Consider the following 22,010-nt stretch of genomic DNA (forward strand, 5'->3'; position numbering starts at 1 on the left):
TGATCAAAAAGTCCGCTTTTGAGAAGAAAACCGATCGAAGTCATTCTCAAAGATTCATCTTGACAACAAAAGCGCTTTCACCTAAGATGAAGAAAAAAAATGAATGAGTGTTCATTCATTCGATTCAAATTTTAACATTGAGGTGTCAGGATGACAAGTAGAAAACAAGAAAAATTTGAAATGATTTTGGATGCCGCTGAGAAGGTGATTGCCGAGAATGGATTCCATGGATCACAGGTAGCCAGAATTGCCAAAGAAGCTGGAGTAGCAGACGGTACAATATATCTATATTTCAAAAACAAGGAAGATATCCTCATTTCCCTGTTCCAGAATCGCTTGGGCAGCCTTGTGGAATCGTTCAAAAATAACATCTCCGAGGAAGACAGCGCCGAGGAAGCTTTGTACAAAATATGCGATATCCACTTCTCCCTTCTTGAGGAGAATATTCATCTGGCCTATGTGACTCAAATCGAACTGCGCCAAAGCTCGCTTGAGCTGCGCAAAGCGATTGGTCAGGCTGTGAAGCCCTATATTCAATTAATCGAGCATATTCTGATAAAGGGCGTTGCTGACGGGAGCTTCCGCAGGAATCTGGACACGAGATTAACGCGTCAGTTAATCTTCGGAGCTATGGATGAGGTCGTTACCTCATGGCTGATCTCGGGTCAGAAATACTCCCTGACGGCACAAGTAGCAAACACCGTGGATTTCTTCATCCGTGGGTTGAAGTAGGTCTGAAAATCTGAACTACGGATATTCCCTATTTATGTTCAATAAGGCCAGTTTTCAGCACCTTTGAACTACCTCTAAAAAAGATTTGAAAGGAGTATGATTAATGAACATTTTCGTAATCCTGAAACAAACCTTTGACACCGAGGAGAAAATCAGTATACAAGACGGCAAAATTGCCGAAGATGGCGTCAAGTTTATTATTAATCCTTATGATGAGTATGCGGTTGAAGAGGCCCTGCGTCAGAAGGAACAGCTTGGCGGTTCAGTTACCGTAGTATCTGTTGGTCCAGCCAGGGTCGCCGAAGCACTAAGGACAGCGCTGGCCATGGGTGCAGATGAAGCTATTCTAATCCAGAATGACGATTCCGAGAGTGATGAATTCACGATCTCCTCTCTTCTGGCCGCCTACTTCCGGGATCAAGCCTTTGATGTCATTCTCGGCGGCTATTTCTCGGTCGACAACGGCGCCAGCCAGACGGCGGTTCGACTGGCCAGATTGCTTGATATCCCCCATGCCTCCGCGATTACCCATCTACAAATTACATCTAATCAAGCGACAGTTACCCGCGATGCGGAAGGCGATACCGAGACAATTGAAATTCGTCTGCCTGCCCTTTTCACCGCTCAGCAAGGCCTAAATGAACCGCGTTACCCTTCCCTGCCTGGGATTATGAAGGCGAAGAAGAAGCCTTTCCTCACCCTAGAGCCGAAGCAGCTTCATGGGATAGAAGCAGAAATTGCCCCGAAAACAGTACGTACCGCCCTCTCCCTGCCCGCCGAACGCAAGAGCGGCCGCATATTGCTAGGAACCATTCAAGAACAGACCGTAGAGTTAGTTCACCTGCTTAGGAACGAGGACAAAGTCATTTAATAGAATGAAGGAGGAATTTCCTATGGGGAACACCTATGTCATCGTAGCCGAGACCAAGGGCGACCGACTGCGCCAGGTCAGTCTTGAGGCGATTCATGCCGCCGCCCTGGCCAGTCATAAGGAGGATAAACGGATCGCTCTGCTGCTTGGTCATCAACTCAAAGAAGCTGCTGACGAGCTGGCACTTTACGCAGAAGTCATTCTGATCGATCATCCCGATTTGGCGGCATATCAGGCGGAGACTTATTTCGCTGCACTAACCCAAGCGTTGGACCCGATACAGCCTCACGCCGTAATCTTTGGCCATACCGCCATTGGACGAGATCTTGCACCACAGATTGCCGCCCACTTAAGCGCAGGACAAATCTCCGATGTTACTGCTATCTCCGAAAACGGCGATGCCATCACCTATACCCGCCCTCTCTATGCCGGGAAAGCATTCGAGAACAGACAATTCAGCAGTTCACCTCAAGTCATCACGATTCGCCCCAACAATATTGCACCTGCTCAACCTGCTAGCACGTCTTCTTCGATCACCGAATTATCCTATACTCCATCAACTTCGCTTCGCAGTGTAATTAAAGATGTTGTTAGCAAATCCGCTGGCAGAATCGACCTTACGGAAGCCAAAGTCGTCGTATCTGGTGGCCGTGGAGTTAAGAGCAAAGCTGGCTTTCAGCCTCTCGAGGAACTGGCCGAGGTACTACAGGGTGCTGTCGGCGCTTCACGTGGCGCTTGTGATGCCGGCTACTGCGACTACTCGCTGCAGATTGGCCAGACAGGTAAAGTGGTGACACCTGAAATATATATCGCCTGCGGTATTAGCGGAGCGATTCAGCATTTGGCTGGAATGAGTCAATCCCGCATCATTATAGCGATTAACAAGGACCCGGAGGCACCGATTTTCAAAGTCGCAGATTATGGAATCGTCGGCGATCTATTCGAGGTCGTACCTTTATTAACAGAGGAATTTAGAAAATTATTATGTGACCCGAGTTAATGTTGTGATAACGAATAATCCTGATAATGTGGAATAAAAATGTGAACCCCAGCACCATCGAGGTATTGGGGTTATATTTATATTCACTTAATCGTCACTATACTTCCTTCACCACTTGGCAGTACGCCAGTTTTATTTAGTTTCACTGCTGCTCCTTCCGGTAGATTGGAGAAGACGATCGGAGAAATGATCGAAGGCGCATGCTCCTTCACATAAGACAAATCCACTTCCATGATGGGTTGTCCAGCAGCTACCAAATCACCTTCCTTAACAAGAACGTTGAAGCCCTGGCCCTTCAGCTTCACGGTATTTACTCCGATGTGTACAAGCACTTCCTTGCCGCCGTCTGACATGATGCCGATAGCATGCTTACTCGGGAATACGTTGAATACTTTTCCGTAAACAGGGGAAGAGATCAAACCTTCATGCGGCAAAACCGCAAAACCGTCACCTGTCATTCTTTCTGCGAATACCGGGTCAGGAACGTTGGAAATATCCATCAGTTCACCATTTGCCGGCATCACAATATCTTCGTTGATGATCGCATCTCCGTCAAGAGCCGCCTGCTGTTCTACTACGGCCGGCTTCACGACTTCAGTCTTCTCAGTCGCTTGCGGGGCTTTGCCGCTTATTATATCGGCGATTTGCGTTTTTATCGTATCGGAACGCGTCCCGAAGATCGCCTGAATATTGTTCCCGACTTCAAGCACGCCGGAGGCGCCCAGTTTCTTGAGCCGGTCCTTGCTCACATTGCCTTTGTCCTTCACTTCTACCCGCAAACGGGTAATACAGGCATCGAGGTGAGCGATGTTTTCCCCGCCACCAAGCGCGGACAATATATTGTGCGGCAGATCATCCTGCCGAACGCTTTTGCCTTCCTCCTCCCCTTCTTCTATATTGTCTGGATCTTCCCGGCCTGGTGTTTTAAGATTGAATTTGCGGATAACGAAGCGAAATCCGAAGTAGTAAATGACCGCAAGAATCAAGCCGACGATGATAACATACCACCATGGGGTCCGATTTGGGATTACCCCAAAGATGAGGTAGTCGATCAAGCCTCCCGAAAAGGTCATCCCGATTTTGACACCAAGCAGATGCATCGTCATAAAGGACAACCCTGCGAAAATCGTATGCACAGCGAACAGGATGGGAGCGACGAACAGGAAGGAGAATTCGAGCGGTTCCGTAATCCCTGTCAGGAACGATGTTAGCGCGGCTGAACCCATAATCCCGGCCACGTATTTTTTGTTCTCAGGACGGGCTTCGTGGTAGATCGCCAGCGCCGCAGCGGGTAGTCCAAACATCATGAACGGGAATTTACCGGTCATAAAGGTACCTGCCGTAAACGGCACCCCATCTCTCAGCTGCGCCATGAAAATTTGCTGGTCCCCACGAATCAACTGTCCGGCTTTATTGACGTATTCGCCAAATTCGAACCAGAATGGGGAATAGAAAATATGATGCAAACCAAATGGAATCAGCGCACGTTCCACGATACCAAAAATCAATGCGGACAAGGTACGATTTTGTTCCAGCATGAAGTAGGAAGCGGAGTTTAATCCATTCTGAATTGGCGGCCAAATAACTACCATTAGCAAACCGAGCAGCACTGAGGTTGCTGCCGTCATGATCGGAACGAATCGTTTTCCAGCAAAAAAGCCGAGATAGGATGGAAGCTCGATCTTATAGAAACGGCTGTACATCGTAGAGGCTAATATACCAACAATAATCCCACCAAACACGCCGGTAGCCAATGTTGGAATGCCCAGCACATTGGCGTAAGCCGGATCAGTACCGACCATCGCCGTTGTTACACCGATGACCGTACCCATAGTTACGTTCATAACGAGATAACCAATGATTGCGGCCAGTCCAGCTACACCCTCCCCGCCGGACAAACCGACAGCAACACCGACGGCGAACAGCAAGGCCAGATTCGTGAACACAATCTGCCCCGCATTCATCATAACAGTGGCCACCGCATGGATAACGCTGTTATCTAGAGCTGGAACGAGACTTAGAAACTCTGGACTAATCAACATGTTACCGATGCCGAGCAGCAACCCTGCGGCAGGAAGCAGCGCGACCGGTAGCATCAACGCTTTACCGACTCTCTGCAAGATACCAAATAAACGCTTGAACATTTACATCCTCCTAAATGCAAAATTGTTTAAAATTACAGCAAAAAAAGCATAAGCTAATAAAAGTCCTTATCATGCATGTCATCGTATAGAGGTAGATTACCCCGCAAATGGACAATACAATCAAAACCTTTTATAAACTCATGCTTTTTCGAACATTTTTGGTCTTAAGCTTTAAACTTATTTGGCTACTTTCATACGATCTTCAGCTGGAGCGAATTGCTTCTCACCGGGTTGTACAGTTGGTTTACCGAATGGCATTTGACCAATCAATTTCCATGAAGCCGGAATATTCCATTCAGCCTTCACGGCATCGTCAATCAATGGGTTGTAGTGTTGAAGCGTTGCACCAAATCCTTCATTCGCAAGTGCAGTCCAGACAACCAATTGCAGCATACCATTGGATTGGTTAGACCATACCGGGAAATTGTCCTTGTAAAGTTCGAATTGTTGTTGCAAGCCTTCAACTACAGCTTGATCTTCGAAGAACAGCACTGTACCATAACCAGCGCGGAATCCGGCCATCTTCTCAGCGGTAGGTCCGAAGTTCTCAGCAGGAACAACCTTCTTCAAAGTATCTTCCGTAATATTCCACAGCTTGTCATGCTGCTCATTCAGCACGAGCAATACACGGGAAGATTGCGAGTTGAAAGCTGAAGGAGTATGAAGAACCGCTTCCTTTACGATTTCTTCGATCTTCTCATCAGAGATGACAGTCTCCTTGCTAATTCCATACACACTACGTCTGTTCTTCAACAAATCGATAAATTGACTCATTATTATTCAGTCTCCTATCCATTTTCATCTTATTTTGGCCTTAAAATTGTGAACCATTCAGCAATTTTAGGCCTCTCTCTAAAACAAAAGTTTGATACTAACTATAATTTAGTAACTTATATTTATATATTACACAAGTGATCTGCCTATTGCAAGTATTTTTATAAAAAAAGTTATCTACATTCAAAAAGTAAGCGAATCTAGTCGTTACATTGCCCTCTCGCAATCTACAGTCATGAATTTAGTGTCTAAACGGTAAATAAGCATGACCAACGATATATATCCATCCAAGCCTACATGGGTTATACTGGAAAAAACGTTTATAGGAGTGTTACATACCTTGGCGAGAACGAAAATCTTCATAAGTTCTGTGAACGAGGACGGGCTGAAGCCGCTCCGCAAAAGCGTGTATCAGGAGCTTCACGCCCTTGGCCATGAGCCGATGATGTGGGAGGAGAATATCGGACCGTGGCTAGCCAGCGCTGATCCCGTTACGCTCTGTCTGCAAGCTGTCGAGCAATGCGATATTTATCTGTTGTTCATCAGCAGCAAAGCCGGCACCTATGATAAGGCGGCGGAAAGAACGATCACTCACCTGGAATTCATCAAAGCGCAGGAACAGGAAATTACCATCCTGGTGTTTGCTGATGTCGAGGTCAAGCGGATCTTCTTCAGTACCGTCAAACCGCTGCTCGACCAATATATCGATCAATATATTAGTAAAGAGGAACGCTTCCCTTCCCCGCTTCATATGATGGATGCACTGCGAAAACACAAGCAAGTTCCAGCGCATATCGATCCCTATGTATGGTATTTCCTCTACGACATGATTTTGCGCAATGTGTATGTAGATGATTTATCCCTGGGAGTACCCATCGACTGGAAGAGCTATTTTAGCGATCTGCTTCGCAGAGGCTCCCTCCTGCTTCCGCTTGAGGAATCCATTCAGCTTAGCGGCAACCGGCTGGAGCAGTTGGACGAGGCTTTTGATCTGATTGCTGGTCTAATACCGCAAATGCAGATCAGCGGTTTTCGCGATGCGGAGAAATTTCTGAGTCTGATTAAGGATCGGGCCTGTGGTGGTATGATTGAACATGGCTATGGGAAATATATGACGGAGAGTGTCGGAAGCTATGGAGATTGCTCCGCGATAACCCTGTATGTGAGCCAGGAAGATCAACTCCATCTAGTCGCCAAGTGTGGAAAGGCACAAGGTCCCCCGTACTATAAGCTGGACAATAAGAGCTCCTACGCCGTTCTGACTTACCAAATGGGTGATCAGCGTGAACAGGTCTTCTTCACCGCAGCTAAGAATATGTTCTACTATTGTATCCGTTCCGGACCTTATGTCATCACTTTACATTATCCGGCTGAACCAGATTGGGATTATAGGAAGTTTATCCGCTATAAAGAAAGTGTAAACCATGCTATAATAAGTAAAAATCCTGTTATTATCGAATTCATTAAACTAAGTCTAGGAGGGATGCAGCGTGGGTAGCGGTGTGTTCGTATCCAAGAATGGACGGGTAAGCAAAGCGATTGGAATTCAACCCAAGGAAGCATTATTATTTGCCCCTCCTAAGAAAAATTCATCGCAAATATTAGAAGAACAGCGAATTGCTGTGAAACGTAATAGTAAACAAATCAAGGATCGGTTCGCCCAAGCAACCAAACGGGCATGAACTGAATTGCATCCCTGCTTCCCTGATTAAAGTTGATGAGTAAGGCCTGAGGCTGGTTTTTATACCGGCTCAGGCCTTTTTTAACTATAGCAAGATCTGTAGTCCTGAGAACCATATGGTTACGTATTCTCGGGCAGCTTGTACGATCTGCTCTTCATCGCTATAGAGGCGAATGATCTCAAAATATCCTTCCAGGAACGCAATCGCTAGCGGCCGCGCCGCATCTGAGTTAAGTTGCTTCATAGTTGCCGTCTTTTGATTATGATCCGCAAAATGCATCTCGACATGACCTACAAAGCGATCAAAGAATTCATTTCTAATATTCTCTTGCCGTGTTCCCTTACTCTCGTACAGTAAAATCAGCAAATTCTGCCGATATTCGCGCAGGAACTCCGCTAGCAAGCTCTCCAACTGATCCAAGATGATCGGCATACGGTCCGCCGAGATGTCCTCACTTTTCTCCATTAGCTCAAGCAGCCGTTCGTACGCCGGCATCGTGACGGCCTCCAGCAAAGCTTCTTTATTGGAAAAATAACGATACAAGTTGCCTACCGACACCCCCACTTTAGCTGCGATATCCTTCATGGATGTCTTCTCATAACCGGAATCCAGGAACATATTTTGAGCAGCCTTCAGCATAGCATGCCGCAGCTCATCTTTTAAAACCTGCATAAGCGTGAACCTCCATTCGCTTTTAAATATAGGATGACCGAACTGAGTTGTCAACGACGGCTAGAGGGCGATGAAATTATCTTGACTTTATAAATGGATCAGCGTATTTTAAAAGTGAATTATAATTCATTATTGAAAACGAGTAATAACGCGCGAACGGATCTGAACGATACTACACAATTTTATAAAAAGGAGCTGCAGGGATTTATGATCGAAGTACATGATTTGAAATATAGGTATCCCGGGAGCAAGGAGCAGGTTCTTCATGGACTTTATTTTTCTATTCCAAAGGGTGAAATTTTTGGCTTCCTGGGTCCCTCAGGTGCCGGCAAAAGCACGGCTCAGAAAATCCTCATCGGCATCCTGAAGCAATACGAAGGGCAAGTCACCGTGTTGGGGAGAAATGTCTGTGATGCTAAACCTGATTATTACGAGCGAATTGGTGTAGCCTTTGAGTTTCCTAATTTTTATGGTCGATTTACCGCATTGGAGAATCTCCGTCTGTTTCGTTCTCTATATAAAGGACCAACAAGCAAACCTGAGGAACTGCTAGAAAGGGTTGGGCTCGCGAAATACAGCCATACAAAGGTTGAGAATTTCTCCAAAGGAATGAAGATGAGGCTTAACCTATGTCGTGCGTTGCTGAATCAACCTGATATTTTGTTTCTGGATGAGCCTACCTCTGGACTGGACCCGGTTAATGCCCGGTTAGTCAAGGAGATCATTCTACAAATGAAAGCCGATGGAAAAACGATACTGATTACAACGCACAATATGCATACGGCAGAAGAAATTTGCGATCGAATCGCTTTTATAGTCGACGGACGCATCGTTCTCATTGACACCCCACGTGAATTAAAAGTGCAGCACGGTAAAAGGCGCGTCCGGGTGGAATACAGAAAAGATAAGCAAGTAAAACAAGAACACTTCGCATTAAGTGGTATCGGGACTAATCCAGAGTTCACGGGACTATTGCTGCGGGAAGAGATAGAAACGATTCATACGGAAGAAGCAACGCTTGAGGACATTTTTATCAAGGTGACGGGGAGGAATCTGGAATGAGAATGGCAGGCGCCATCGCATATGATATTAAACTGCAGCATAGACACGGATTTTATTACGCTTACCTGGTGATCAGCCTATTCTACATCGTGTTATTGCGACTTTTGCCTGCCTCCTCCCGTGAAATGGCCGATGTTTTGCTGACGTTTACCGATCCAAGCATGCTTGGCTTTTTCTTTATCGGTGGCTTGGTGCTACTGGAGAAAGGTCAGGATATTCATAACACGTTATTTGTGACACCTTATAAACCTGAGGAGTACATGATGTCAAAGACGCTATCCCTTACTCTGTTATCCATGATCAGCAGTTATTTGATTCATGTCAGCCAGTTCGGATTTGGTACGAATTCGCTGCTGTTTATGACAGGAGTGTTCCTGACGTCTGTATTCTTCACGCTGACTGGCATGGGAGTCGCCTTTCGCTGCCGCTCAATAAATGGTTTCTTTTTTCTATCTACTTTAGTGACGTTCGTATTTATGCTTCCAATTCTGGATTTCCTTAATATCTGGTCTACGCCCATTTATTATATATTGCCGACTCAAGGTTCGTTCATGCTGCTCCGTTCGGCATTCGAGCCCCTACCATGGTTGCAAATCTTATATGCGATTCTGCTGCTTGCCAGTTGGGGCGGTCTTGCTTTCCTCTGGACGCGGTATTCTTTCCGGAAGTTTATTATGCTGCGGATGGGAGGTGATGGATCATGATTCCTGCACTACGTCTGCTCCGAAGTGATATGCGGCTCGTTGGCCGGGACGCCATGCTGTTCTTCTATCTTCTTGCCCCACTGCTGCTCATCTTTGCTGTGAAATTTGGAGTGCCAGCTGCAAATGATGTACTCACAATGTACTTCCAGTTTGACTTATCCGATTATTATGGTCTCATTACTGGAGTGTCTCTTCTGCTGGTTAGCTTGATTCTTGGCTGTATGTGCGGATTTATGATGCTGGATGAGCGGGATGATCATTTGATCCAATATTATGCGGTGACGCCGCTATCCCGAAGTGGCTATCTGATTTGCCGACTCGCTACAGCGGTTGTCCTTTCGATCACTTATGATACGATCCTGCTCTTGTTAGCGGCACCGGAGTCAGTGACAACAACACAGGTATTGTACCTGCTACCGATGGCAGCGTTTGAAGCGCCTATCATTGCATTGTTCTTGGTTGCTTTTGCAGCTAATAAAGTAGAGGGTCTTGCTCTATCCAAAGGAGCGAGTCTGATCGTGGCCATTCCAGCAGCAGCATGGTTTATACACTCTCCTTTAAAATATGGACTGGGCATCTTTCCCCCATTTTGGATTTACGAGGTACTGCACCGCGGGTATGAAGAAGGCCCATGGAGGGCGCTGCTGCTCACTTTGATTGGATTAAGCGTTCATCTGCTGGCCGTGTATGTGATGCTTCGTAAATTTCTGCGGAGACAGGATTAACCTAATCGGATTTATGCGTGTTATTTCCCTAAATACGCCCCCCAATGTCAAAATGACTGCCGTTAGGGGGGCGTCACTTATTATTACTTAGCCGGTTAAGCGATCAGCTTCAACCCGACGGCTGCGGACAGAACCATGGCGATGAACAGTATCCTTTTCCATTCTCTGGATTCCCCATAGAGGATCATTCCGACAACCGCGCTGCCCACCGTACCAATTCCGGTCCAGATCGCGTAAGCAGTCCCCATGGAGATCGACTCCATTGCAATAGATAGCAACACAAAGCTAAGAATAAAACCGCCGAACAAAAGGGAAAAGGATACGATGTCCTTACGCTGGTTCAGCTTATTGATTCCGGCCACTCCCAGCACCTCCCCGAATCCGGCCAACACGAGCAAGATCCAAGCCATGCTTATCCCTCCTCCTTCACTCCATGCTCTTTCGTAATCATTTTCAGACCCACTACGCCGGCTAACAGCAGCAGAATCAATAAAATTTTCGCCAGCTTGACCTGTTCATTGAAGATCAGCATCTCCGTCAGTACGGTACCCGCAGTTCCGATGCCTGTAAATACCGCATACGCCGTTCCTACCGGCAGCTTCTTCGTCGACAGAATCAACAGATACATACTGAACACGATCGAGAACGCAGTCCCCATCCATTCCAGAGTGGTTCCTGCATGCTTCAGTCCGATGACCCAGCTAATCTCAAGCAATCCAGCAATAAATACTAATGACCAGTTGCGACTCATTTCCTCACTCCTCTCCCTAACGATGTCCAGATGGATACGGTCTTGAAGGATTCAATCCCACTGCCCCTCTCTTCTCCGAACCTCGTAAAGACAAAAAAAGCCGGAGAAGATATCCTCTCTGATATCCTCCCGGGCTTTTATCCCTCCGTGTCCACAGACTCTTGTGTCTGTGCGTTCTCTCTCGGACCAGTCCAGCGCCAAACCAGGCTGCGGAACCCTAGAAAACAAAATGTAACCCTATCATAAGGGAATCTAAAGCTCGGGTCAACTATGCTAAGCCAATCAAGGAGATCGATGTATTCGGAAATGCCCCCGCTTGTAACCTGCTCCCCAATGATTTAACATAATAATTGCGGAATATTGTTATTATTTACAATCAAATAGATATATAAAAAAGGAGTGTAGACAAATATGGACAGAAAGCTGTTTTCCACTTTTACGATCAAGAATACGACATTCAGAAACCGGGTCGTGATGTCCCCTATGTGCATGTACTCTTCACCCAATAAGGACGGCAAGGTATCTGATTGGCATCTCGTCCACTATCCGACCCGTGCAGTTGGCGGCGTAGGCCTGATTATTGTCGAAGCTACCGCTGTATCGCCTGAAGGCCGGATCTCCTATAGAGACCTTGGCATTTGGGATAATGAGCACATCGAAGGGCTGCAAAGACTTGTATCGCTGATGCAGCAGAACGGGGCCAAAGCCGGTATCCAGCTTGCCCATGCAGGCCGCAAGGCCGATCTTGAAGAGACAATTCTGGCTCCGTCGGCGATTCCGTTCGCTGCAATGAAGATGCCAAAGGCCGCCGATCTTGAAGAGATTCAGGGTATCGTGCAAAAATTCCGGGATGCGGCTCGCCGCGCTAAAGAAGCTGGATTCGATGTCATTGAAATTCATGCAGCTCACGGTTATTTGCTGAACGAGTTCCTGTCGCCGCTCTCCAATCATCGCAAAGATGAATACGGCGGAAGTGCCGACAACCGCTATCGCCTGCTCGGGGAAGTGATCGAGGCTATCAAGCAGGAATGGGACGGTCCTCTATTCGTGCGCATCTCCGCCGAGGAATATGCTGAAGGCGGCAATCATCTTGAGGACTACATCTATTACGTACACAAAATGAAGGAACAAGGCGTTGATCTGATCGATTGCAGCTCAGGTGCCCTTGTCCCCGCTCATATAGACATTTTCCCTGGCTATCAGGTGCATCTGTCCGAACAGATTCGTCATCAAGCCGAGATCTCAACCGGCGCGGTAGGTCTTATTACAAGCCCCCAGCACGCAGAGGAGATTATCGGCAACGGCAGAGCCGATCTGGTCTTCCTTGGACGTGAACTGCTGAAGGACCCATACTGGACCTTGCATGCAGCCAAAGAGCTAGGTGCTGAGTTTCAGCCTCCGAAGCAGTATGATCGCGCGTTCTAATGATGAACGATATGGATAGAACTCAGACAGCGCTTAACTACAGAAATATCCTAATTATGACCGCAGTAGAGGCCGAGCGTGAGGCCGTACTGCGTGGCATTGCCAAGGCTGCGAGCGGGCAAGGTTCTACAGAACAAGCAAAGTTTGATGTGCAGTTATGCGGGGTCGGCCCCATATCAGCGGCTGCGGAGACCGCCGCCTATCTGGCCGCCAATCCGAAATATGATCTCGTCATTAGCGCCGGCATCGGCGGCGGCTTCACAGATCGCGCCGAGATCGGTTCGATCGCTATCGCTGATAGCATCATTGCTGCCGATTTGGGAGCCGAGACTGGGGATGGCTTCTCCAGTGTGGACAAGCTTGGCTTCGGTTCGTCAAGCATTCCGGTGGCTTCTGCTCTCACTGAAGAGTTGACGAAGTCGATCCAAAGTGCCGGGTGGGCCGTCTGCAGCGGGCCTATTCTAACCCTTTCCACTGTGACCGGAACTCGAGAAACTGCCGATGAGCTGAAGCGAAGAATTCCCGGAGCTGTGGCAGAAGCGATGGAAGGCTATGGTGCGGCATTTGCTGCCCACCGCCTGAACATCCCCGTCATGGAGATCCGGACGATATCCAATGCTATTGGCCCGCGTAATCGTGAGCTATGGCGAATTGGCGACGCTCTGCAAGCGCTTGAACAGGCCTGCTATAATTTAGCGGAGGTATTACAACGATGAGAATTGCATTTTCACCCTGTCCTAATGATACTTTTATATTCCATGCCCTAGTCCATGGCTTGATCCCGGGAACTCCTGAATTTGAAGTGACCTATGCCGATATCGATCGAACGAACGGATGGGCGGCTGACGGGAATAGCGGAGACATTATGAAGATATCGTTTGCCGCCCTGCCATGGGTACTGGACAAATACGCCCTGCTTCCGTGTGGAGGGGCGCTTGGACGCGGCTGTGGACCGCTTGTATTGACCAAGGGGGATTCCGAGCAACTCGGCGATCCTGCTTCCCTCTCTGGCCGACGCGTTGCTGTACCTAGCGAACGCTCGACAGCATATCTGCTGTTCCGGCTTTGGGCTGCACAACATGTACCGGGAGGCGTTGGCGAGATTATCGTCATGCCTTTTGATAAGATCATGCCTGCGGTCCAGGATGGCTCCATCGATGCCGGACTGGTCATTCACGAAGCGCGTTTTACTTATAAAAACTATGGTTTGCAGCTGATGGCCGATCTTGGCAACTGGTGGGAAGAAGACACGGGCTTGCCGATTCCATTAGGTGCGATCATTGCCGATCGTTCGCTCGATCTTGCTTCTATCAGCAACTGGATCAAACAATCTGTGGAATATGCCTGGGCTCATCCAGAAGCATCAGCAGATTATGTGCTCAGCCATGCCCAAGAGATGTCCCCTGAGGTTACGCAAGCACATATTAATCTCTATGTGAACAAATACTCAGCGGATCTGGGCGATGACGGCTATGCTGCGATATCAGCACTGCTGAACCGTGCAGCCGATGAAGGTCTGGTTCCGGCCTTCGATCCTGCGGCATTGAGAGTATAGGAATCTGAATAAAAAGGCAGCCTGACTTATGAATCTTCCTACCATGGCTGCCTTTACTATTTCATTTTATTAAGAACGGCAACGAAAGGCGGCCATAATATGCCTAAAATCGACAATCTACTAGCTATTCTATGGATGCTCCAATCAGGTGAAAAAATTACTGCAAAACAAATTTCCGAAAAGTTAGAGATGAATATAAGAACTGTATACCGTTATATAGACACTCTTTCAACAAGCGGCGTGCCTATTATATCGGATACAGGACATCATGGTGGATATACTTTATTAAATGATTTCATGGAGGCCCCTCTTTTTTTCGATGTAGAAGAGAAGACATCCCTTTTTCATGCTGCTATTTTTGCAGAAGAAGCCGGATATTACGGAGGAGAAGCATTAAATAGGGCTATTTCGAAGCTGAGCAAATATTCTAACCGAGAGCAGGAAACAAGACTAAACCAACAAGTAACCAGTCTAAATGTAATAGGCCGAATAAATTTGCGCTCGACGGAATCTTACTTGAAGCTCCTGGAGAAGGCTATAACTGAAGAATACTCTGTGGAAATTCAATATTATAAATGCAGCGAGAATGAATCAAGTTATAGATTGATTGATCCATACAAAAATATTTATTGGAATCATAAATGGTACGTGATCGGATTTTGCCATCTCCGGAATGATATTCGCAGCTTTAGAGTAGAGCGAATTGAACATCTCCTGCTAACTGAAAATAAGTTTAACAGCCCGGAGCATTTTTCGGCCCATGACTTTTTTCTGAAGAACCTCCTTCCGTCCATAGACGATAAAGAAGACATTATCCCTCTGGTTATCACCGGAAATCAAAACACGTTACATAATGTCTGCAAACACTGGTTTTTAGGGAATTATTTACAGGAGCAGACCTCGAATCAAGCAGTATTCCTGCTGGAAAGAGACATAATACATACGCACGTCCCCTATTTGCTTTTACCATACGGCAAATCTATTCAAATTATTGAGCCAATCAGTCTTAAACAAAGGCTCGTTGAAGTTCTTTCAGAGTTCATTGAATTTCATCAAGTCTGATGACTTCCCTGACGCTAGCTGTCAGGGAAGTTGTTTTATAATAAGCTCAATGAATGATGACAGGAGTGTTATGGATGCCAGCAAACAATGCTTATCTTTATGTATTTGATACAATGTCAGATTGGGAATATGGATATTTAATTGCCGAACTAAACTCAGGAAGATTCTTCAGAAGAGATTTAGCCCCCTTAAAAGTAGTTACAGTTGGTGCTACTAAAGATAGCATTACTACAATGGGCGGACTGAAAATAAAACCGGATATCCCCCTTGTTGATTGTCTTCTAGAGTGTAAAGATCTTATCATTTTACCTGGTGGGAATACTTGGGGAGAAAAAATCCATCAACCTATCTTAAAAAAAATTGGCGAGGCTATGGATATCGGTACTGTTGTCGCTGCAATTTGTGGGGCAACTGAGGGGCTCGCCAATAGCGGATACCTGAACTCAAGAAAGCATACAAGCAATAACCTGGAGTATTTAAAAATGGTCTGTCCTGCTTATAAAGGGGAGAATTGGTATGAACCGGGGCCAGCGGTATCTGACAATAATCTGGTTACTTCATCAGGAGTAGCTCCTCTGGAGTTTGCTATGGAGGTTCTAAAAGTTTTAGATGTATTTGCACCAGAGACACTCCATGCATGGTATAACCTTAATAAAACGCATGAAGCTGAGTATTTTTTTCAGTTAATGGATTCGATTACTAATGAGTCAAACGAAAAGAAATGAATAATAAAAGCTGTAGCTAGACGTTAATAACGGCTTTAGCTACAGCTTCTTATTTATCACAGTCTTACTTCCAGCGCTTCAGCGTAGGAAGCAGACCCTGCATCATAGAACGTGCTGTCTCCTCACTCATGCCTCCCGGCTCATCCGACACCATATGAGGAACACAAATCTCGATCATTTCATCCATTGTCACATTGGCGGTGAAGCTTCCCTCTTTATAGCAATAATGACAATAGTCCTCGCTGATCGATCCATCCGCTTCCGTCCCATACTCAGCTTCAGGCTGGTTCATCGGCATAGCACAGCTCTGGCATAGCTTCATTTCATTCATCTCAAATTCCTCCATTCAAATTTTCAGCTTGACTCAATCCATTACTTTGATAAAGCTTTGTATTTGCTTCTTATGCTTCTTATCATGAGGAATAAATCCGCGCAAATAGCTGTGGATGCTAAACCTCTTACCATCTCCGTCCACATAATTTCGCAAATACTCCTCTTCCTGCAAACCGGAAATAGCACGGATAATCTTCGAGCGGTACTCTACGAATTGATCATAGATTTCCCGCTTCGTCCTGGATTTCGCATATTGGATCGCTTGAGCATTGAATTGGTTGAAATCCTGATGCTTCACAGTCAAGGGTTCTCCCAGCTTAATCTTCTCAATAGCTTCCTCATAGAAATACTTATCCCAGAGCATGATATGACATACCATGTCCTTCACCGTCCATTTTCCCTCAGCGATCGGATTGTCCCAATATTTATCCTCCAGGTCGCAGAGCGAAGCCACGAAAGGGATAAACCCGTTGTACTCCTCGACCATTTCCGTACTTGTCTTCGCCACTCTTCCCCTCCTCCCTACTAATCATTAACTGTCATATCGTTGGACCCATCTTCATTATATAAGCGATTAACTGACACCTTTATGTCATATTAAGTGTACCTTCCGATCATATTTTTCAATTTACTTTTAATAATTTCACGGATATGTGCGGGCTCTAGCACCTCAGCCATATCGCCAAAAGATAGGATATAGCCATACACCCAGTCATCCTCCGGATAAGACGCTGTCACAATGAAACTTCCATCCTCACAGCGAGCAACTTGCTCCTCTTCGAACTCATCATAAATTCGGTACAATAACGCGCCGTTTATTTTCAGTTTAAATGTAACCATCGTCTGGGCTGCCCAGCCTGTCTGTTCTTGCTCCTCTTGGACGGCATCCGGATGACTTCGGGTACAGTTCTCTTCAAGGACAATCAGGTCCTTCATCCTTGACAGCTTGAACACACGCATCGCTTGTCTGTCCAGGCAATACGCCCTCAAATACCAGGTCCTCCCTTTGAACCAGAGCTGTATCGGCTCCACCGCCCGTGCTGTTTTCTCATATGAGCTTGTACCATAATAGTCGAAGGAAAGCCGATGTCGCTCCAATATAGCCGTCTTAATGAGCTGGAAACGCTCCTGCTTCTCATCGCCCCAGTGAGTAAAATCAACCTCAATCCAGTTCGCTTGCTGGAACCCGAACATACCGCTCATTTTCGTGAGAATCCGATTTACTTCAGGATAATGAGTTGCTTTCATTCCCTGAAGGACGGAGAGGATGTCCCTCTGCTCCTGCTCGGATAGCAATGATTTGTTCAGAACATAGCTCTCGAGCAGACTGATTCCGCCGCCCTTTCCTTTGTTCGTGTAGATCGGGATGTTAGCCTCGCTAAGAATGTCGAGATCCCGATAGATCGTTCGTGGCGACACCTCGAAATGATCGGCAAGCTCCTTTGCAGTGACCGTCTGCTTATCCAGTAAAATATAAACAATTTCAAACAAACGCGTAATTTTTGACATGATTCCTCCTGCATCGCTTCTAGCGATACATTCTCTTAATTCCCCTTACTTCCCGAATCTACGGCGATATCCGCATTTACGGCATAGCTCCTCGACGGCTTCCCTGCGTGAGAATCCTTCGTACAAGCGATTTGCTCTCTCGCCCTCAATAATCTCAGAGAACGGCCTATCGTACACATTGCCCAAGTTAATAACTCCCTCTCCATCCAGGCAACAAGGGATCACTGTACCATCGACTAAAATTCCCGCCTGATTGCGCAGCGCATGACAGAATCCACGTCCATCGTCCTCTTCCGCCTTCAGATCAGGCCAGTCGAACTCCACATCCTGATTTAAATAAATCCGTTCGGCAATTTTAACACCGCTTCCAGGAACAACCTTCTCCTCAATCCGATAATCAAGTCCGAACTCCTCTTCGATCAAGCCAAGGGTAGCTCTATTGCGGCTGCGTATATGGTTCTCGACATTATCTCTCGTTAGATTCCAGAGTCGGAAGGATACGATCAAATCCGATAGTGCCGTTGCTTCGCGCACGAAGGTGAAGATTTCTCGCAAATAGCCTTCGCGATTCTCCGAACCGGCATGTCCATCGAAGCTGTGCAGGGAGAAATTCATTTGCCTTAGCGCAGGCTTGCCGAGCAGCTTCGGAGCTGCCTTATGAATTAACGTCCCATTTGTTGTTATATTCACTTTAAAGCCTTTGTCATAGCTTAGATCAAGCAATTGATCGATTTTGGGATGAAGCAGCGGTTCGCCTTTAACATGAAAATATATGTAATCTGTATGTGGCTTAATATCATCCAGAATTTTGCTGAAATCCTCCACTTTAATAAAACGGGCTTGTCTCTCCGTTGGCGGGCAGAAACTACAGGCCAAATTGCAAATGCTCGTCGTCTCAATATAAAATTTCTTGAATTTCTTCATATGCGTTCTCTCTTCTCCAATCCTCAAGCACTTGCTAGCGATGATCTATCAGATCCATCCTCATAATTTTGTCCAATCTACTTCCTATTCTAACTGATCTGTCCTAAAAGTCACGGTAATTCCACAGTAATAACTGACTGTTCATTCATCCACGGACCGCCGCGCCATGCCGGATTCCCCATACATAAGCTTCTTCCGTCCTGACGTTGCGGTCCGTCCTCATTATCCGCTGCTTTGCATGCTGATTTTTACTTGTTCAAGGATAATCGGCGTACCGGCAAATACGGTATCATCCCCCAGCTCAAGTATTAATGAATCGGTGATGACCTCATATATTTGTCCTTCCTGTAAAATTCCGTTAATATACAAATTCGAGTAATTACTAGGATCCGGACCAAGAAACTGAGTTGCATTATTTCCATCATCATTATGGAATTGTTCTACAGGTATGACAACAGAAGATTGCAAATCTGAGTCAGGAAAATAGAAATAGCGGAAGGCCAGTACGATGACGCTTAAATTACTGCCACCCGCTGGTCCGGGAGGTCCTTGTGGTCCCACAGGTCCAGGAGGTCCCGGCGGACCTTGTTCCCCTGGGGGACCGGAGAATCCCCGCAATCCTTGGATTCCCGCTGGTCCGGGCATGCCTTGTTCCCCCCGCGGACCTTGATTCCCTCCTGGCCCCATGGGTCCGGGTGTCCCTTGTGGCCCTGGCGGACCTTGTGGCCCTGGCGGACCTTGCGGTCCTTGAGGGCCTTGAAGTCCTTCTAATCCTTGTAATCCCTGTAGTCCCTGCTTATCTTCCGGACCTCGTGAACCTGGCATTCTTACGCCAGGCGGATCGTTCAATCCTGCGTGACTATCCGGGGGAAGATGCGGCGGTTTATTAGGTGGTGGAGCACAATGTGGAAGTTGGACTACTTCCCCATGAGATATCTTCCAACGTCGTCTATTCCTCTCGAAGTGATGCGTTTTATTGAGATGTCTCTTTCTTTTGCGCCATTTAGCTAATTTCACATGATGCCTCATATTTCCCAGTCTGAATGCATATGAATGTCTGCTCTGCTTTGCTCTTCGTCTGTTAAGACTGCGTAAAAGCATCAATCCACCTCCTCGATCCCTGATTCTTGACTATGTTATCTTATGTTGAATCCGTGGCGAAGAAATGGACAGATTACCTAATTCGGGCAGATGTTTGAAAATAATCCATATGTAGAAACGCCGTCGCCATTCTATAAAAAAATCATTATATATTATGAATCGAGAATCTCTCGATCTAGTGATATATTAATAAGGAGTGAGAATCCATGCCCGTTATTAAACCGGTATTTACAGCTACTGCAAGTGCACCCGTTGCCAGCGGCGGTACAGTAACAACGACGTTAAACCCTGATACAACCCGATACTTTGCCACACTGACCGCAGGCATGTTAGGACCTACGAATACTACAATTCCAGCCGGAAGCTTCGTAGACGACGCGGATGCTACTATCACAGCACTGCCAGCACTAACAGCTAATGACTATTTCAACGTGTACATTAACGGGGTTCTGCAACAGCAATCATTGTCTATACTGTCAACAACTGATCTTGTATTGAATGCAACAACTCCGGATCTTTCCGCTGGCACGCCAATCCAACTGGAGATCGTCAGCTTCGCCAACGTATCATCGGCCCTATCAACCCCACCCGATATTTCCGCACCAGTCATCACAATTACTTCCTGAACCAATCACATGCACCAAACAGGAGGCTAGTCATATATTGAGTAGCCTTCTATACTTCCTTGCGTTTTAATGTTAATTATTGCTCGATTGTCTTGCTTTTTTCTTCGTCTTCTTCCAATCCTCAAGCGAGGAGCCAGTATCAACCCGCAGTAGTCCGCTCTTGGACATGCCGATTTGTTGAGAAGAATATATTCCCGTATGTCCCGAGAAGACGTAGCTTACGATACAAGCAATGAACATATATAACGCCCCTTCGGAGCCAAAAATTTCAATCCCCATAATGAAGCAGGCTATGGGTGTACTCGTTGCACCAGAGAAGACTGCGATAAAACCAAGCGCAGCCAGGAATGGGCCGTATATATGCAGGAGACCTGCCAGGGAATGCCCAAGGGTCGAACCAATAACGAATAAAGGCGTTACCTCTCCTCCCTGAAATCCGGTGCCAAGAGTAATTGAAGTGAATAGAAGCTTCCATAAGAAAGCGAATGGAGAAACTCCTTCCGTCATCGAAGAGGTGATCAAAGGTATACCCAACCCCAAATAATCACGGCTGCCGACGATATATACAAGCGCAATGACTATTACACCACCAACGGCAGATTTCAATATTGGATTCTTAAACAGCCTGGAGAAAGTCCTCTTAAGAAAATGAGTGAGTTCGCTGAAGCAGAGACCCGCCAAGCCGAAGATGACTGAAGCCAGCAGGACTTTCAACAATACCGCAACAGACAATGCTGGAATCAAATCAACGGAATAGCTCGTATGGTGTACGCCCCATACATGAGTCGCTACTATATCTCCAATGAAGCTGGCTGCAAAGCACGGAATAAGCGCGCTATAACTCATCAATCCAATCGCAATAACTTCAAGACCAAAGACCGTTCCGGCAAGCGGTGTTCCGAACACCGAACCAAAGCCGCCGCTAATTCCGCACATGAGTAAGATCCGACGATCCAGCGCATCGATTTTAATCATTTTACCGAACCACTCAGCCAAGCTTCCTCCCATCTGCACTGCCGTTCCCTCACGTCCGGCCGAGCCGCCGAATAAATGCGTAATCAACGTTCCGAACAGGACTAGTGGGGCCATTCTTAGTGGAATGGTCTCTCCTCCATTCTGGATACCTTCCAGAATTAAGTTATTCCCTCTTGAACTACTCCCGCCGAACTTCATATACATATAGCTGACCAGCGCTCCGCCAACAGGTAACAGGAATAACAGCCAAGGATGGGATAGACGCTGCTGCGTCACGTAATCCAGACTATGCAAGAATAAGGCCGAAGCACTCCCGGCGAGAATTCCAACAATCCCACCGAGAACAAGCCATTTCAAAAAAGAGCCCAAATAAGCAATATGCGGGAAACCGTACAGTAGGCGTTCCCTCTTCTCCCCATTTTGTTCGTTCATCACATAATTCCTCTTCTCTGACCTATTGTTGCTGCCGCGTGAAAGGCTATATGATCTGTTCCTCCAATCACTGAAAAAAAACAGACTCCTACCAGGATATCCACACCTGGTAGGAGTCATTAGCCTTCACGGCGGTTATGGCGAACTCCATCGCCTATATTAATCAATTCACTATGTGAAATTATATTACATTAGCAGAGCTGCGTCAATCCAATTTCTGATCCAG

25 protein-coding genes and 2 riboswitches are annotated in these 22,010 nt (G+C 46.6%); of the genes, 14 read left to right on the forward strand and 11 right to left on the reverse strand.

Features of this window, described 5'->3' with window-relative positions; all coding sequences use genetic code 11:
- The first annotated feature begins 150 nt into the window (after positions 1 to 150).
- The 3 genes from fadR (at position 151) to ABD014_RS12515 (ending at position 2,603) form a co-directional block, all read left to right on the forward strand.
- Positions 151 to 732, forward strand: coding sequence for a fatty acid metabolism transcriptional regulator FadR (gene fadR, locus ABD014_RS12505; RefSeq protein WP_343861457.1), 582 nt, complete (start codon positions 151 to 153; stop codon positions 730 to 732).
- A 103-nt stretch (positions 733 to 835) separates the two neighbouring features.
- Positions 836 to 1,603, forward strand: coding sequence for an electron transfer flavoprotein subunit beta/FixA family protein (locus ABD014_RS12510; RefSeq protein WP_343861459.1), 768 nt, complete (start codon positions 836 to 838; stop codon positions 1,601 to 1,603).
- 22 nt (positions 1,604 to 1,625) lie between these two features.
- A complete protein-coding gene (locus ABD014_RS12515) occupies positions 1,626 to 2,603 on the forward strand; it encodes an electron transfer flavoprotein subunit alpha/FixB family protein (RefSeq protein WP_343861461.1) in 978 nt (325 codons plus the stop codon).
- 83 nt (positions 2,604 to 2,686) lie between these two features.
- On the opposite strand, the gene ptsG is transcribed toward ABD014_RS12515, so the two are convergent.
- On the reverse strand, positions 2,687 to 4,747 hold the full coding sequence (gene ptsG, locus ABD014_RS12520) for a glucose-specific PTS transporter subunit IIBC (RefSeq protein ID WP_343861463.1): 2,061 nt from the start codon (positions 4,745 to 4,747) through the stop codon (positions 2,687 to 2,689).
- Between the two features lie 177 nt (positions 4,748 to 4,924).
- Positions 4,925 to 5,521, reverse strand: coding sequence for a nitroreductase family protein (locus ABD014_RS12525; protein WP_343861465.1), 597 nt, complete (start codon positions 5,519 to 5,521; stop codon positions 4,925 to 4,927).
- A gap of 340 nt (positions 5,522 to 5,861) precedes the next feature.
- Here ABD014_RS12525 and ABD014_RS12530 point away from each other — a divergent pair, with 340 nt between their 5' ends.
- Complete coding sequence (locus ABD014_RS12530) at positions 5,862 to 7,019, forward strand: DUF4062 domain-containing protein (protein ID WP_343861467.1); 1,158 nt, start codon at positions 5,862 to 5,864, stop codon at positions 7,017 to 7,019.
- The gene (locus ABD014_RS12535) at positions 7,012 to 7,203 is read left to right on the forward strand and encodes a hypothetical protein (protein WP_126999782.1); all 192 of its coding nucleotides are present in this window, start codon (positions 7,012 to 7,014) and stop codon (positions 7,201 to 7,203) included. Before ABD014_RS12530 ends, ABD014_RS12535 begins: the two co-directional genes overlap by 8 nt.
- Positions 7,204 to 7,287: 84 nt before the next feature.
- On the opposite strand, the gene ABD014_RS12540 is transcribed toward ABD014_RS12535, so the two are convergent.
- On the reverse strand, positions 7,288 to 7,875 hold the full coding sequence (locus ABD014_RS12540; protein ID WP_343861472.1) for a TetR/AcrR family transcriptional regulator: 588 nt from the start codon (positions 7,873 to 7,875) through the stop codon (positions 7,288 to 7,290).
- Between the two features lie 207 nt (positions 7,876 to 8,082).
- Here ABD014_RS12540 and ABD014_RS12545 point away from each other — a divergent pair, with 207 nt between their 5' ends.
- Genes ABD014_RS12545 through ABD014_RS12555 form a run of 3 tightly spaced genes read left to right on the forward strand, consistent with a single transcriptional unit; the run spans position 8,083 to position 10,366 of the window.
- Positions 8,083 to 8,937 carry an ABC transporter ATP-binding protein gene (locus tag ABD014_RS12545; protein WP_343861474.1) on the forward strand — a complete coding sequence of 285 codons (855 nt, stop codon included), beginning with the start codon at positions 8,083 to 8,085 and terminating at the stop codon, positions 8,935 to 8,937.
- The gene (locus tag ABD014_RS12550) at positions 8,934 to 9,641 is read left to right on the forward strand and encodes a fluoroquinolone export ABC transporter permease subunit (protein ID WP_343861476.1); all 708 of its coding nucleotides are present in this window, start codon (positions 8,934 to 8,936) and stop codon (positions 9,639 to 9,641) included. The genes ABD014_RS12545 and ABD014_RS12550 overlap by 4 nt, the downstream gene beginning before the upstream one ends.
- The gene (locus ABD014_RS12555) at positions 9,638 to 10,366 is read left to right on the forward strand and encodes a hypothetical protein (protein ID WP_343861478.1); all 729 of its coding nucleotides are present in this window, start codon (positions 9,638 to 9,640) and stop codon (positions 10,364 to 10,366) included. Before ABD014_RS12550 ends, ABD014_RS12555 begins: the two co-directional genes overlap by 4 nt.
- A gap of 95 nt (positions 10,367 to 10,461) precedes the next feature.
- On the opposite strand, the gene ABD014_RS12560 is transcribed toward ABD014_RS12555, so the two are convergent.
- Together ABD014_RS12560 and ABD014_RS12565 are read right to left on the reverse strand one after the other, a co-directional pair.
- Positions 10,462 to 10,776, reverse strand: a complete 315-nt coding sequence (locus ABD014_RS12560) for a DMT family transporter (RefSeq protein ID WP_343861480.1) — start codon at positions 10,774 to 10,776, stop codon at positions 10,462 to 10,464.
- Between the two features lie 2 nt (positions 10,777 to 10,778).
- Entirely contained in the window at positions 10,779 to 11,117 is a 339-nt protein-coding gene (locus ABD014_RS12565) for a DMT family transporter (protein WP_343861482.1), read from the reverse strand.
- 124 nt (positions 11,118 to 11,241) lie between these two features.
- Positions 11,242 to 11,349: riboswitch (guanidine-I (ykkC/yxkD leader) on the reverse strand.
- Positions 11,350 to 11,528: 179 nt separating this feature from the next.
- Here ABD014_RS12565 and namA point away from each other — a divergent pair.
- The 5 genes from namA to ABD014_RS12590 all read left to right on the forward strand — a co-directional run bounded on the left by namA (position 11,529) and on the right by ABD014_RS12590 (position 15,884).
- A complete protein-coding gene (gene namA, locus ABD014_RS12570) occupies positions 11,529 to 12,542 on the forward strand; it encodes an NADPH dehydrogenase NamA (protein ID WP_343861484.1) in 1,014 nt (337 codons plus the stop codon).
- 11 nt (positions 12,543 to 12,553) lie between these two features.
- Entirely contained in the window at positions 12,554 to 13,258 is a 705-nt protein-coding gene (locus ABD014_RS12575; RefSeq protein WP_343861486.1) for a futalosine hydrolase, read from the forward strand.
- Positions 13,255 to 14,097, forward strand: a complete 843-nt coding sequence (locus ABD014_RS12580) for a 1,4-dihydroxy-6-naphtoate synthase (RefSeq protein ID WP_343861488.1) — start codon at positions 13,255 to 13,257, stop codon at positions 14,095 to 14,097. The genes ABD014_RS12575 and ABD014_RS12580 overlap by 4 nt, the downstream gene beginning before the upstream one ends.
- A 99-nt stretch (positions 14,098 to 14,196) precedes the next feature.
- Positions 14,197 to 15,159, forward strand: coding sequence for a helix-turn-helix transcriptional regulator (locus tag ABD014_RS12585; RefSeq protein ID WP_343861490.1), 963 nt, complete (start codon positions 14,197 to 14,199; stop codon positions 15,157 to 15,159).
- 74 nt (positions 15,160 to 15,233) lie between these two features.
- Positions 15,234 to 15,884 (forward strand): type 1 glutamine amidotransferase family protein, encoded by a 651-nt coding sequence (locus ABD014_RS12590; protein WP_343861492.1) that lies wholly within the window; start codon positions 15,234 to 15,236, stop codon positions 15,882 to 15,884.
- 64 nt (positions 15,885 to 15,948) lie between these two features.
- On the opposite strand, the gene ABD014_RS12595 is transcribed toward ABD014_RS12590, so the two are convergent.
- From ABD014_RS12595 to ABD014_RS12615, 5 genes are all read right to left on the reverse strand, one after another.
- Positions 15,949 to 16,215: a zinc ribbon domain-containing protein gene (locus tag ABD014_RS12595; protein ID WP_343861494.1), complete on the reverse strand. Its 267-nt coding sequence runs from the start codon at positions 16,213 to 16,215 to the stop codon at positions 15,949 to 15,951.
- Positions 16,216 to 16,248: 33 nt separating this feature from the next.
- Positions 16,249 to 16,725: a DinB family protein gene (locus ABD014_RS12600; RefSeq protein ID WP_343861496.1), complete on the reverse strand. Its 477-nt coding sequence runs from the start codon at positions 16,723 to 16,725 to the stop codon at positions 16,249 to 16,251.
- A gap of 89 nt (positions 16,726 to 16,814) precedes the next feature.
- Positions 16,815 to 17,726, reverse strand: a complete 912-nt coding sequence (locus ABD014_RS12605; RefSeq protein WP_343861498.1) for a helix-turn-helix transcriptional regulator — start codon at positions 17,724 to 17,726, stop codon at positions 16,815 to 16,817.
- Positions 17,727 to 17,771: 45 nt separating this feature from the next.
- Complete coding sequence (locus ABD014_RS12610) at positions 17,772 to 18,650, reverse strand: radical SAM/SPASM domain-containing protein (RefSeq protein ID WP_343861500.1); 879 nt, start codon at positions 18,648 to 18,650, stop codon at positions 17,772 to 17,774.
- A 222-nt stretch (positions 18,651 to 18,872) separates the two neighbouring features.
- Positions 18,873 to 19,751 carry a DUF4183 domain-containing protein gene (locus ABD014_RS12615; RefSeq protein WP_343861502.1) on the reverse strand — a complete coding sequence of 293 codons (879 nt, stop codon included), beginning with the start codon at positions 19,749 to 19,751 and terminating at the stop codon, positions 18,873 to 18,875.
- Between the two features lie 206 nt (positions 19,752 to 19,957).
- On the opposite strand from ABD014_RS12615, the gene ABD014_RS12620 reads away from it, so the two are divergent.
- Complete coding sequence (locus tag ABD014_RS12620; protein ID WP_343861504.1) at positions 19,958 to 20,377, forward strand: DUF4183 domain-containing protein; 420 nt, start codon at positions 19,958 to 19,960, stop codon at positions 20,375 to 20,377.
- 72 nt (positions 20,378 to 20,449) lie between these two features.
- Here the strand turns inward: ABD014_RS12620 and ABD014_RS12625 are convergent, their stop codons facing one another.
- Positions 20,450 to 21,784, reverse strand: a complete 1,335-nt coding sequence (locus ABD014_RS12625) for a voltage-gated chloride channel family protein (RefSeq protein ID WP_343861506.1) — start codon at positions 21,782 to 21,784, stop codon at positions 20,450 to 20,452.
- Positions 21,785 to 21,887: 103 nt separating this feature from the next.
- A riboswitch (Fluoride riboswitch) is annotated at positions 21,888 to 21,948 on the reverse strand.
- Between the last annotated feature and the right edge of the window lie 62 nt (positions 21,949 to 22,010).

Origin of the sequence: Paenibacillus motobuensis (assembly GCF_039521865.1) — a bacterium.
GTDB lineage: Bacteria > Bacillota > Bacilli > Paenibacillales > Paenibacillaceae > Fontibacillus > Fontibacillus motobuensis.